The following is an 11,881-nucleotide window of genomic DNA, read 5'->3' on the forward strand; positions in this document are numbered from 1 at the left end:
GAACATTATGGCCCGTTCACGTTGTTCCGTTTTACTGCTTCTGCTGGGCTGCTTGTTGCCTGTTTTTGCGGAAGCAACCGCAATCGAAAGCTTGAAAACATTCATCCGGGAAACCCGCACTGTCCGCGCCGATTTTTCCCAAACGCTCTATGATCAAAGCGCCCGCGCCATCCAGGAATCCAAGGGTACGATGCAATTCGAACGCCCGGAAAAATTCCGTTGGGTCTATGAAAAACCCTACGAGCAAATGATCGTCGGCGACGGCACGCAAGTCTGGTTTTACGATCCCGATCTCAATCAAGTCACCATAAGGCAATTTAATATCGCGATCGGCAGCAGTCCGGCGGCGCTGCTGGCCGGCAGCAGCACCATCGAGGAAAATTTTGAGCTGGTCGAGCTGGGTGTGCAGAACGATCTGGAATGGCTCGAAGCGACTCCGAAGAGCAAAGAAAGCGCGTTTGAATTCATACAAATGGCATTCTCCCGGGATGGCGAGTTAAAAATCATGGCATTGCGGGATAATTTCGGCCAAACCACCTTGCTGTCGTTTTCCGGCTGGAACAAGAATCCTACGCTATCCGCCGACTTGTTCAAATTCGCCCCGCCCGACAATGCCGATGTCATCAGCGAGTGATCCGGATCTGTTTGCCAGTCACGCACCCCAGGCACCGCTCGCGGAACAGCTGCGCCCTAAACATTTAAGCGATGTCATCGGCCAGGAACACTTGTTAAGCGCGGGAAAACCGTTGCGGCTGGCGTTCGAGGCCGGCAAACCGCATTCGATGATCTTGTGGGGACCGCCGGGAACCGGCAAAACCACGCTAGCGCGGCTGATGTCGACCGAATTTCAATGCGAATTCATCGCGCTTTCCGCAGTGCTGTCCGGCACCAAGGATATCCGCAACGCCGTCGAGCAAGCGCAATTCACGCTGCAGCAAAGCGGGCGCCATACCATTTTGTTCGTCGACGAAGTGCACCGCTTCAACAAATCGCAACAAGACGCTTTCTTACCCTATGTCGAACAAGGATTGATCACCTTTGTCGGCGCCACTACCGAAAACCCGTCGTTCGAAGTCAATCACGCGCTGCTGTCGCGCGCGCAGGTGTACATTTTGACCGCGCTGTCCGGGCAAGAACTGGCGCAACTGTTCGATCGCGCGCACAAGCTTGCGATGCCACAGTTGCAATTTTCAGCGGATACCCGGCGGCTGTTGATCGAATTTGCCGACGGCGACGCCCGGCGTTTGCTCAATCTGCTGGAACAGATTCAAACTGCGGCAACCACTGAAGCAGTCACGCAGATCAGCGAGGATTTAGTCATCAATGCGTTATCACGCAACACCCGCGCGTTCGACAAAGGCGGCGACGCGTTTTACGATCAGATTTCCGCATTGCACAAATCGGTGCGCGGCTCGTCGCCGGATGCCGCATTATACTGGTTGTGCCGCATGCTCGACGGCGGCGCCGATCCGCTCTATATCGGACGCCGCTTGATCCGCATGGCGGTCGAGGACATCGGCCTAGCCGATCCGCGCGCGTTGCGCCTGGCGCTCGACGCTTGCGAAACCTTTGAGCGGCTCGGCAGCCCGGAAGGCGAGTTGGCCTTGGCGCAAGCGGCGCTGTATCTGGCCAGCGCGCCGAAAAGCAACGCCGCTTACCTGGCATACAACCAGGCACGGGCTTTCATCACCCGCGACAAATCGCGCAACGTGCCGCTGCATTTACGCAATGCGCCGACCAAGCTAATGAAAAACATCGGCTACGGCAAGGCTTACCGTTACGCGCACGATTGTCCGGGCGCTTACGCCGCCGGTGAGAATTATTTTCCGGACGATATGCCGGCAGTCAGCTTTTACCAACCCACCGCTTACGGCCTGGAGCAAAAAATCCGGGAAAAACTGGCTTATTTGCACAGCTTGGATGAGCAAGCCAAGCATAAAATATAACTTTTCAACGATACCGGCTATTTTGGAGTTCGCATGCTAGAGATTCAGCAACTACGCACCGATTTGGACAACGTCACCCGCCAGCTCGCCAAACGCGGCTTCGCTTTCCCCGTGGAAGCGTTCAACGCCCTGGAGGCGGAGCGCAAAATCATTCAAACTCAGACACAAGAGCTGCAAGCGCAGCGTAATGCGGCATCGAAAAAAATCGGCCAGGCCAAAAGCAAAGGCGAAGATACCTCGGCGATCATGGCGGAAGTCGCCAACCTGGGTGATGCGCTGAAACAAGCGGAAGAGCACCTGGAACGGATTCAGCAACAACTGCAGAAAATCTTGCTGGAAGTGCCGAATCTGCCGCACGCCAGCGTACCGGAAGGCAAGGACGAAACCGGCAACGTGCAAATCCGCCGCTGGGGCGAACCGCGTCCACTCGATTTCGATATCCAGGATCACGTCAGTATCGGGGAGGGCCTGGCGCTGCTCGACTTTGAAACCGCTGCCAAGCTCAGCGGCGCGCGCTTCAGTCTGATGAAAGGCGGTCTCGCCCGCCTGCACCGCGCACTGGCGCAATTTATGCTTGATACGCACACGCAGGAACACGACTATGTCGAAACCTACGTGCCCTATCTGGTCAGCCGCGACAGTCTGCGCGGCACCGGGCAGTTGCCGAAGTTCGAACAGGATTTGTTCGCCGTCAAAGCCGGCGGTGCTGATCCGGCCAGCGGCCCGGAATATCATCTCATCCCGACTGCCGAAGTCCCGATCACCAACATGGTGCGCGACGAAATCGTGCCGCTGCAAGCCTTGCCGCTTAAATACGTGTCGCACACGCCGTGTTTTCGCTCCGAAGCGGGCAGCTACGGCCGCGATACCCGCGGCTTGATCCGCCAGCATCAATTCGACAAGGTCGAACTGGTGCATATCGTGCATCCCGATCAGTCGTACGATGCGCTGGAGGAACTGGTCGGCCACGCCGAGAAAATCCTGCAGAAACTCGGCTTGCCGTACCGCGTGATGGCGCTGTGCACCGGCGACATGGGATTTTCGGCGGCGAAAACCTACGACATCGAGGTCTGGCTGCCGGCGCAAAACACCTATCGCGAAATTTCCTCGTGCAGCAACTGCGAAGCATTCCAGGCACGGCGCATGCAAGCGCGGTTCCGCAACGAAAACGGCAAACCGGTGCTGCTGCATACCTTGAACGGTTCCGGCCTGGCGGTCGGCCGCACGCTGGTGGCAGTGCTGGAGAATTATCAAAACGCCGACGGCAGCGTCACCATTCCCGAAGTGCTGCGTCCGTATATGAACGGTCTTGACCGGCTGGTAAGCAACGGGGGAAAATGAGCCTCATACCCATTTTTCACCGTAAGAGGACCTATCACGATGCACCATGACTCTACTACCGATATCGAAACACTGACCGCCGATATCCGCGAAGCGCTCGCCAGCGGTGAACATGTTCAGGAAACCGTACATCGTTTGACTCTGAAAGCGATGCACGCCCGTCACGTTGACCCTGACTCACTGCGGCGCATTATCACGGCGGTGATGCAAGGCGTGCACGACGGCGCCACGCAGCATTTGCTGCACACTGCCAATCAAGCGCAAGCGGCAAAAACTCAAATTACCGCCGCCATCGCCGGACTCGATACCGCGCTGGCCGGTTTCGCGCAAGCGTCCAAATTGGCAATCGAGGAAGCCGCCGGCCAGGCGCGCAAATACTCGGACACCGAATTATCGCGCACGCGTTCGGATCTGGAAGGCTTGGAAAATCTGTTTCTCGATACCCTGCACCACACCGCGTCCACGGCGCAAGGCTTGATCGCCGACATCCTGCACGATCTCGGCAAGCACGCGCGCAATAACGGCACGGCAGTCGGTTTCCAGTTAAAAGAAACCCTGGCGACGCTGGCGCAGCAGGTTGCCGCCGTCGGCCACGCGCAACTGGAAACCGGCGTCACTCTAGCGCAAAAAACCGCAGAATTCGTCGGCAAATTTGCCAGCGGCGTGTTGTCCGGCATCAAGGATCGCAATCATCACTAAAAAAGCCGACCCGGTGTCATTTCGAGCAGCACGAAAAATCTATTACTTTGATAATTAACGATTCCTCACCATGTTCGGAATGACAAGATGCTTCCTTAATCGCGATCCTCGCCGCCCAACGCCTCAACCAGCTCATTGATCAGTTGACTCAATTCGCCGGTCATGATGGCGAAATCGCTGATGAACAGCTCCTCCGCGCTCTCGGCGGATTCTTTCAGAATATCCTGCGGCGCGATCCGCCGCAGTTGCAGATTGTCATGCAGCACAAACGAAATTTTACTGTCCCACGTCATCGCCAGCTTGATCACTTTCTTGCCGGCGCGGATATGCCGTCCGGTCTCTTCCGCGTCCAGGCTATGATGCGAATACTTGATGATCTCCTTCTCATCGGTCATGCCCTGCAATTCGCAATCGCGATCAATGGTGAAAGCGGCCGACAAATCGTCGCCGGACAACCAGCGTGTCATCATCGTCGATGGTGAAAATTTCGTCTCCAGCGGCGCCAGCGTTAACCCGTGCACCGATTTGATCAAGCATTCGACGAATTCTTCCGCCTTGTTGGCGCTGCCGGTATCGATGATCAACCGGTTCTGAACCGCGTCGATCCATGCATAAGTCTTTTGCCGCTGCGAAAACGCGCGCGGCAGCAGTTCGATCAACGTCGCTTCCTTGATGTCGCGGACTTGCTTCTTCCCCGGCTTGTAACCTTGCATCTCGGCGATTTTCGCCAGCCGTTCCTGAGCATGCTGATTGACCACCGACGCCGGCAGCAATTTCTTGTCGACCGCAAACGCGATCAACCACTGTTGACCGAACGCGTGCACGAAATTATCCTGCTCGTCGCGCGGCGGCAGCCAGCCGCGGCTTTGCTGCTCCATTTGCGTGCAAGGCTGCAATGCATGTTTCGACAGCGCCTCTTCCAGGCTATTCAATGTTATATTGCCGCTGGTGATACGATAAGCTTGTAAGTTTCTGAACCACATAATTTTGCTCGACTAACCGTTTGATGTTTTTTTAATTCGCTTTGGCATGAAAAAAATCTACTCCGCCAGCAATTTGATGGAAGCGCAGATAGTACTGGATCTGCTCGAACACGCCTATATCCCGGCAAAAATATTTAACCAGCACGCCCAAGGCGTCGCCGGCGAAATCCCGTTCACCCACGCCTACCCGGAAATCTGGATTATCCGCGAAGACGATTTCGAGCGCGCCAAACGCATCATCGACACTTACGAAAACACCCCGGTCGCCACCGGCAACGTGCAATGTCCATCCTGCGGCGAAGACAACCCGGCGAATTTTCAACTGTGCTGGAAATGTGGTGGCGGGTTGGAGATGGCTGAAAATCGTCAGTTTACTTGATCGTTTAATCCGGTTCATTTACCGGCATACCGCTGCAACCAGTGCCGCCCCTTCGGAGTTAATCGATAGCGTTGCGCGGGACTGCGCGGCAAATCAGGTTGCGTGCGTTCGATTCAATCACCCGCCCTAAGGTAATAACTCCGGCCACTCCGCCGCCGGAATACGCGAGCGGGCATAACGATTAATGTTGTTGTAGGCGGTAACCAGCAACGAAACCGTCCAATGCGCTTTGTTCAGCGCTACGGCAAATTCTTCAGGATCGGACATATATTCGTGCACCAGTTTATTGCGTAAATTTCGCGCACTCAGCCAGTCCTCGACCGACGGTAACAAACCAAGCTTCTCAGCCCGATTCAGGTTATCCAGCGCGCTGCCGGTTGTTTCCGCCATCGACCGGAGCAGAGCCGGTATCAGTTTGTCTCCCACCGTATCCTGCATCCGCCCAAAACGGGACACAAAGGCATCCAGACGTTCCGCCAGATCATCATCGCTTTCCAACCGCTCCACCCAGGCTGCGTCAAGCTCCTCCTTGAACAATCGCGCATCCGTTTTCAACAGCAACACACCTTCACGCCGGACAATTTTCAGTAGTGTCAGCAGTCGGATCGATTCGATTTTGAGCGTATCCGCTGTCATAACATCACCCCGGTTTGGCGTGCAATTTGATGAATCGGCTGCTCCGGCGTTGCCGGATCGACAATGATGACATCGATCTTCCGATCGCCGAGCTGCATTTGCAGTTGGCTGGTTAACCGGCATGCGGTCGAAACGCGATCGGTCAGTATCTGTTCTGTTTCGATCAAAATATCAATATCCCCGCCCCTTTCATCCATCTTTGCCCGGGAACCGAAGATACGAATCCGTGCATCATCGCTCAGCAAACGATGCACCGTCGCTCGGATGATCTCGACTTCTCTGATCGATAATCGGACGTCGGGATTGGCTATCATCATTTGCTAGGCGTCATTACACACTGCATCGCTCAAAAATTGCTTTGACTTGGTATTTCACAGATTCTCACGAGACCGCTCCACTGGATGATTCTTTATTTTCGAGATAATGGATTAACCCAGTATAGAATTGCAACAGAATCCCTTTTATTTGTTGTAAACCATAATAATCTCCTTCAAATTCAAGATACAAATCTGGGGCTGTTGACGTAAAAAAATATTGGTAATAATCACCAATCTGAGGTCCTTCCTCAATTCTAGTAATACTACGCCCATCTTTCCAGTGAAAATGCTTACTGGCATTCGCTGTATGCGAGCAGATCGACAATGCATTCTCGATATGATAGCGAACGTCTAAATAGGGATTAGGAAGGCAGCTTGTATCATTTATCCAATGCACTGCTTTACTTGGTATCAACCAATTTTCTTGAGATATATTTTGACCCTTTTTCTTTGTCTTTGCAGGTGCAGCAAATGGGTCGGAATCCAAATTAGAAGAATAAGCTTGTTGTATCCATTCAGCAAGTACAGCGGCAGTCACAATGAAATTAAACACATCGTAAGCATGAGGCAATTCACCGAGTTTATCTGCTTCCCACTTCAATTTTTCTAGCAAATCTCGTGGTTGTTCCAAGCCATACGACAATTGCTCCATTGTTCGTTTTACCCGACTCATTTCAGTTTTCCTCAACGAATCTTATGATTCTAAGACAGTCATTAATCACCATACTATTGGTTTTTCTTAATAATACTTGGATACCCCACCGTCTGCGACAGCAACACCTGTTGATCATGCGTCAACCCTAATGCTTCGGCAATCGCCGTGCGGTCGATCCAGGCGCGTAGCACGGTGGCAAGGCTATTACTCGCAGCGAACAAGTAAACATTTTGCGCGATGGCCCCGGCGGCTACCGAAGCATACGATTCGCGCTGGCTGAACGGCACCCGGCTCAGGCGCGTGTAGTCAGCGACATAGACCAAATCGAGCGGCGCTTCGTCGACGAAATCCTGATAACCGGTGGTGCGCCTTATGTCGCTGGCAGCAACGAGTATGAGTGCGTGAGTCGTTGCATCGTAGCGGTAAGCGCCGGATGGGAGCGCCACAAAAATATCGATTTCCTGCGCATTGAGCGCGGATGGCGCGGTGCGTCCGCCGTCCTCGCGGTTAATGCCGTACGCCGCCCACAGTAAATTCGACAGCAACGGTAACGGCAGCGGTTCGGGTGAAAATTCGCGCGACGAGTGGCGCATAGCCAAGGCTTCCATCAGTGGCAGCCCACCCTGCTTTTCGGGAGGCGGCAAGGAAACCGGCACAGCCGAATCACCGGCAGTCGGTTTAGCGCGCAATTGCCCCATTAAACCGAGAACGAATTTACCAACAGTATGCATGATCGATCTCCTTCTCTACGCAACCACCGCTAGCATACCTGCTTTTATCTATCGCTAAAACAGGTGCTTATTCAATAGCTAATGGCGCACTCATCTGTTTATCAAGTTCGGATCGTTGCGCGGCTCAGCGGCTATGTGCTTCTCCCTGTGTTTTTTATCACAGCCTGAACCGGCAAAAAGCCCTATCTTTGCGTGGCAGTTTCGATTTGCCGGAATTATTGAAACCCGGCGCAACAATGTAGTAATCCACCACGTAAGAGGAGATATATGATGAAAGTAAAAACATTAGCCGCAGCAATTTTGACTTTGGGTCTGGCGATTGCCATTCCGCAAACCTACGCATCGCATGCGGACGGTACCAATACTTCGGATCTGGTGCATAAGGCCGATCTGATTTTTGAAGGCAAAGTCGTCGAGGTCGACTATCGCACATCGGACGTTCTGCAAGCAGGCGATGTCGCCATGCCACATACCTATGTGACCTACGAGATCGCCCGGAACTTTAAAGGCCGCTCGAACCAGGACAAATTGATCACCTTGCGTTTCCGCGGCGGCCCGGATGACGCCGGCAATACTCTGATCATTCCGGGTGTGCCGCTGTTCCAGGTGGGCGATCAGGATATCGTGTTCGTGCGCGGTAACGGCGTGGAAATTTCACCGGTGGTCGGCGGTAACTTCGGACGCTTCCGTATCAGCAAGGATGCCGTGCATTCCGATGCGTGGCAAGAAATCTGGTTGCGCAGCAACGGCCAGCTCGATCAAGGCAATTTTAACGAAGACAAGAAAAGCGTGACGCTTCGCATCGGCATCAAAGAATTTACTTTTGAAACCGAGACCAAAGCCGAGTGGACGCCACCAGCCGACGCGACCAAGCTGACATCGGTGCAATTCCGTAAATTCCTCAGCGATAGCGTCAACCAGCACTACACCCCGCAAGCGCTCGGTTCGCTCAAGCCCGTCCAAAGCGTACAGATCCATGAACAATTTGCGGTAGGAAAAGCAAAACCAGTTGCCGCACCGGCGGTACCACCGGTTCTCAAAAAACTCGATCTGGAAGCGCCGAATCACGTGGAAATGACCATCCACAGGGATTAAAGCGCGCTTTCACCCTGAATTTGCAACCGCCACTCAAGTTATGAACAATTTTTAGGAGACTTACAATGAAATTTTCGCGATTAAATCAATTGCTCGCCACGATGTTTCTGGCAACCATGACGCAACATGCATTCGCTTACACCACCATCAAATGCGGCGGCAACGCAACCAAATGGAGCGGCAACAACTATACCATCCGCGCATCTTCCGTCGGTTTCCCAGCGGGGCCGTGGCGCGATGCGTTATCTTCCGTGGTCACACATTGGAACGGCAATCCCAGCAATCTGAGCTTCGGTGTCGTTTGGAACGAGCCTGGCGTCGCTGCCAATAACAACGAAAACGAAGCTTGGTGGGAGGCCAATAACGGCCCGAACATCGGCACCTATCCGGCTGTCACTTATGTATGGTTCAAAGGCGATTGCACGCTGAAAGAGGCGGATATTATTTTCAATAACAGCGTGGCATATCACTACACCACCAACAAAGCCAGCCTGTGGTCTTATGGCGGCGCTTACCGTCCGTTCCAGACCACTGCCATGCACGAATTCGGCCATGCCGCCGGACTGGCGCATACCGCCAATGTCTATAACATCATGGGATCCGATTGGACACACATCCATGCCAACGGCGCAACCGCGACCGCCTACAGCGGCGAGGATGCTAATAATGGATTGGTCGCAGTGTACGGCTTGTGGGCGGGCGGCCCCAATGATTTAGCCGTTTCGCACTGGCGGCACATCGGCAGCAGCGGCGAATACAGCACGCATGGCCGCACCCGCATTTTCAATACCTCGAATGTAGAACTGACCAAAGTAGCCGGTACTGCCGAACCGGTATACCGCGTCAACAAAGGACAAACCATCAAGCTCGAAATGACCTACGAAAACCTCGGCAAAACCAGTCCGCTGACGGCTAAAGTCGGTTATTACTTATCGACCAACGACACCATCACGACCGGCGACCGATTCCTGGGCGAAGGCACGGTAACGTTGTATCGGGGCTTTCCGGATACCACCAACAACACCTTCCTGGTGATCCCTTCCGATCTGGTCAGCGGCCAGAATTACTGGATCGGCGCGATCATCGACTACAACGGCGCATTTACCGAGCGTAGCGAAGCCAACAACGCCACTTACATCGGCATCCGCGTGAATTAAGTCTGTCACGATTCACCGCGTCAACAAAAAACTGCTCCGTTCGCATCAACCAATGCAAGCGGAGTAGTTTCCGTTTGAAAAACGGTTATTTTTCCAATGCGTAATAATGGTTAAAAATAACCTTCAGGAAATTTGTGATTTACCTCGCCAGGTAATATCGATTTTCCGATGTTGGGAAACGCAATCCCTTAAATATAAATTGATAAGGCTCTGATAAGGTACTCCCGTCTCTTCCGCCATTTTCTTGAAATAACCGATAACATCCTCACTCAACCGCATCGTTACGGATTTTTTAAGCTTGGCGGCATAGGGATTTTTGCGGGATTTCATTTTTGACAAATCATATTCAGCTTTCATAACACTTCACCACGATAAAATTGACGTTCCGATTTAGTTGCTTTTCGTGCCGATATAATCCGGATGACATTTCCTGAATCCCGCTCGCAGTAGCAAATGATCAATATGCGAGCTTCGTTACTCATTCCGAGCATCAAAAACCGATCTTCTGAAACAGAATCCTCATCAAAAAACTGCACGGCAAAATCATCATAAAATACGGATTGCGCTTCTTCAAAAGATATTCCATGTTTCTTCCGGTTTGAAGCCGCTTTATTGGAATCCCACTCGAACTTAATCATGCATACATTGTATGCACACGATTTTTGAAGTCAAGGAATCTTAAGAAAACTCCAAACAAAAAACCCAGCCGAAGCTGGGTTGCTTTCACTGCTAACACGTACAAAGATCAAGCCGCTTCTTTTAGCTTTCTTCGGCATGCCATGAAACCCATCAACCCTAAACCGGCAAGAAGCATCGCATAGGTTTCCGGTTCGGGCACTGCGGTAATCACCGTCAACGAGATTTTGCCACCTTCGTTGTGAAAATCGATCCCCAAGCCATCACCTAAACCGGCAAATGTGAAGCCGACTGTATCAAAACCGTTCAAACTGTCGGCAACCAGGAAATCCCAATGATCGCCGGGTGAAGGAAGGTAGCCATCAATGAATTCGAACTTGAAATTGCCGCCGGTAAAGAATGCATTCCCATCGATATCCAGCACATCGTATTGACCGCTATTCACTCCTGCGATTTCAAAAACATAATTCCCGCTACTATGCAGATCGCCATCGATACTTAGGGTTCCCGGCGATGACCCTGGAATTACGGTTGCACTTGAGCCTATGTTCACGTTCCCTACGAGGGTACCTGTTCCTTTTAAGCTACCGCCATGAATATCTATGAACATGAATTCGATCTCGCCGTTGTTGACAGTTTCTCCATAAAACTGTGTATAGCTATAGCCATCAGCGTTAGAAGTAGCGAAAGGATTTTGAAAACTTCCAGTATTTACAAAAGTTCCAACATGTAGCTCATGGTTGATAAAATCGCCGGAATTTGTCACTTCACCGTTAATTATAACCTGACTATTTACATCAAAAAGCCCGGAGTTATCTAAAGCAGAAGCTTCTATGGTGTCATGACCGCTTTTGTTAATGTCACCAACAAAACGTCCTGAATTACTTATAAGACCTCCGCCGTATATATGATCATTACCACGACCAAAAACGACTAACCCGTGATTAATCAAGCTTCCATGATTTTCTATGTCTGCACCTCCCCAGTCATCACCTACCCAAAGGTAGCCATGATTTTGCAAATCACCATAATTTCTCAATGTCGCGGATGATGCCACTATTAAAAAACCAAAGTTTTCAAATGGAGTCAGGTAATTTTCTGCCTCATCATCTGAAAAAATAACTATATCTCCATAGTTCGGATTCGGTGAGATTTGATAAGCAACCGCAAGCGAGGATGTACTAGCCGCAATGATACTCGCCGCTACCAAGCTTTGAGATTTGAGATTTGAGATTTGAGATTTGAGATTTGAGATTTGAGATTTGAGATTTGAGATTTTCTTAACATACTTTTCCTTTTTTTATTA

At 51.9% G+C, this 11,881-nt stretch carries 16 protein-coding genes; 7 read left to right on the plus strand and 9 right to left on the minus strand.

Features of this window, described 5'->3' with window-relative positions; genetic code table 11:
* The first annotated feature begins 7 nt into the window (after positions 1 to 7).
* The 4 genes from lolA to RBH92_RS10630 are packed head-to-tail and all read left to right on the plus strand — an operon-like array spanning position 8 to position 3,986.
* The gene (gene lolA, locus RBH92_RS10615) at positions 8 to 634 is read left to right on the plus strand and encodes an outer membrane lipoprotein periplasmic chaperone LolA (RefSeq protein ID WP_307932027.1); all 627 of its coding nucleotides are present in this window, start codon (positions 8 to 10) and stop codon (positions 632 to 634) included.
* The gene (locus tag RBH92_RS10620) at positions 612 to 1,946 is read left to right on the plus strand and encodes a replication-associated recombination protein A (protein ID WP_307932028.1); all 1,335 of its coding nucleotides are present in this window, start codon (positions 612 to 614) and stop codon (positions 1,944 to 1,946) included. Before lolA ends, RBH92_RS10620 begins: the two co-directional genes overlap by 23 nt.
* Positions 1,947 to 1,979: 33 nt before the next feature.
* The gene (serS, locus tag RBH92_RS10625; protein WP_307932029.1) at positions 1,980 to 3,287 is read left to right on the plus strand and encodes a serine--tRNA ligase; all 1,308 of its coding nucleotides are present in this window, start codon (positions 1,980 to 1,982) and stop codon (positions 3,285 to 3,287) included.
* A gap of 39 nt (positions 3,288 to 3,326) precedes the next feature.
* Positions 3,327 to 3,986, plus strand: a complete 660-nt coding sequence (locus RBH92_RS10630) for a DUF6781 family protein (protein ID WP_307932030.1) — start codon at positions 3,327 to 3,329, stop codon at positions 3,984 to 3,986.
* A gap of 95 nt (positions 3,987 to 4,081) precedes the next feature.
* Here RBH92_RS10630 and RBH92_RS10635 read toward each other — a convergent pair whose 3' ends face one another.
* On the minus strand, positions 4,082 to 4,969 hold the full coding sequence (locus tag RBH92_RS10635) for a recombination-associated protein RdgC (protein ID WP_307932031.1): 888 nt from the start codon (positions 4,967 to 4,969) through the stop codon (positions 4,082 to 4,084).
* 46 nt (positions 4,970 to 5,015) lie between these two features.
* Between RBH92_RS10635 and RBH92_RS10640 the strand changes: the two genes are divergently transcribed.
* Positions 5,016 to 5,348 carry a putative signal transducing protein gene (locus RBH92_RS10640; protein WP_307932032.1) on the plus strand — a complete coding sequence of 111 codons (333 nt, stop codon included), beginning with the start codon at positions 5,016 to 5,018 and terminating at the stop codon, positions 5,346 to 5,348.
* 14 nt (positions 5,349 to 5,362) lie between these two features.
* On the opposite strand, the gene RBH92_RS15005 is transcribed toward RBH92_RS10640, so the two are convergent.
* The 5 genes from RBH92_RS15005 to RBH92_RS10660 all read right to left on the minus strand — a co-directional run bounded on the left by RBH92_RS15005 (position 5,363) and on the right by RBH92_RS10660 (position 7,687).
* Complete coding sequence (locus RBH92_RS15005; protein ID WP_374049970.1) at positions 5,363 to 5,440, minus strand: hypothetical protein; 78 nt, start codon at positions 5,438 to 5,440, stop codon at positions 5,363 to 5,365.
* Between the two features lie 34 nt (positions 5,441 to 5,474).
* The gene (locus RBH92_RS10645) at positions 5,475 to 5,984 is read right to left on the minus strand and encodes a hypothetical protein (protein WP_307932033.1); all 510 of its coding nucleotides are present in this window, start codon (positions 5,982 to 5,984) and stop codon (positions 5,475 to 5,477) included.
* The gene (locus RBH92_RS10650; protein WP_307932034.1) at positions 5,981 to 6,301 is read right to left on the minus strand and encodes a nucleotidyltransferase domain-containing protein; all 321 of its coding nucleotides are present in this window, start codon (positions 6,299 to 6,301) and stop codon (positions 5,981 to 5,983) included. Before RBH92_RS10650 ends, RBH92_RS10645 begins: the two co-directional genes overlap by 4 nt.
* A 64-nt stretch (positions 6,302 to 6,365) precedes the next feature.
* A complete protein-coding gene (locus tag RBH92_RS10655) occupies positions 6,366 to 6,974 on the minus strand; it encodes a hypothetical protein (protein ID WP_307932035.1) in 609 nt (202 codons plus the stop codon).
* A 53-nt stretch (positions 6,975 to 7,027) separates the two neighbouring features.
* On the minus strand, positions 7,028 to 7,687 hold the full coding sequence (locus RBH92_RS10660) for a SagB/ThcOx family dehydrogenase (protein ID WP_307932036.1): 660 nt from the start codon (positions 7,685 to 7,687) through the stop codon (positions 7,028 to 7,030).
* Between the two features lie 267 nt (positions 7,688 to 7,954).
* On the opposite strand from RBH92_RS10660, the gene RBH92_RS10665 reads away from it, so the two are divergent.
* Complete coding sequence (locus tag RBH92_RS10665; RefSeq protein ID WP_307932037.1) at positions 7,955 to 8,782, plus strand: hypothetical protein; 828 nt, start codon at positions 7,955 to 7,957, stop codon at positions 8,780 to 8,782.
* A 65-nt stretch (positions 8,783 to 8,847) separates the two neighbouring features.
* Positions 8,848 to 9,939, plus strand: a complete 1,092-nt coding sequence (locus RBH92_RS10670) for a zinc metalloprotease (RefSeq protein ID WP_307932038.1) — start codon at positions 8,848 to 8,850, stop codon at positions 9,937 to 9,939.
* 123 nt (positions 9,940 to 10,062) lie between these two features.
* Here the strand turns inward: RBH92_RS10670 and RBH92_RS10675 are convergent, their stop codons facing one another.
* The 3 genes from RBH92_RS10675 to RBH92_RS10685 all read right to left on the minus strand — a co-directional run bounded on the left by RBH92_RS10675 (position 10,063) and on the right by RBH92_RS10685 (position 11,785).
* A complete protein-coding gene (locus RBH92_RS10675; RefSeq protein WP_307932039.1) occupies positions 10,063 to 10,296 on the minus strand; it encodes a CopG family antitoxin in 234 nt (77 codons plus the stop codon).
* The gene (locus tag RBH92_RS10680; RefSeq protein ID WP_307932040.1) at positions 10,293 to 10,577 is read right to left on the minus strand and encodes a BrnT family toxin; all 285 of its coding nucleotides are present in this window, start codon (positions 10,575 to 10,577) and stop codon (positions 10,293 to 10,295) included. Before RBH92_RS10680 ends, RBH92_RS10675 begins: the two co-directional genes overlap by 4 nt.
* Before the next feature lie 107 nt (positions 10,578 to 10,684).
* Positions 10,685 to 11,785: a PEP-CTERM sorting domain-containing protein gene (locus tag RBH92_RS10685; protein WP_307932041.1), complete on the minus strand. Its 1,101-nt coding sequence runs from the start codon at positions 11,783 to 11,785 to the stop codon at positions 10,685 to 10,687.
* Positions 11,786 to 11,881: the final 96 nt, after the last annotated feature.

Source organism: Nitrosomonas sp. sh817 (assembly GCF_030908545.1).
Lineage (GTDB): Bacteria > Pseudomonadota > Gammaproteobacteria > Burkholderiales > Nitrosomonadaceae > Nitrosomonas.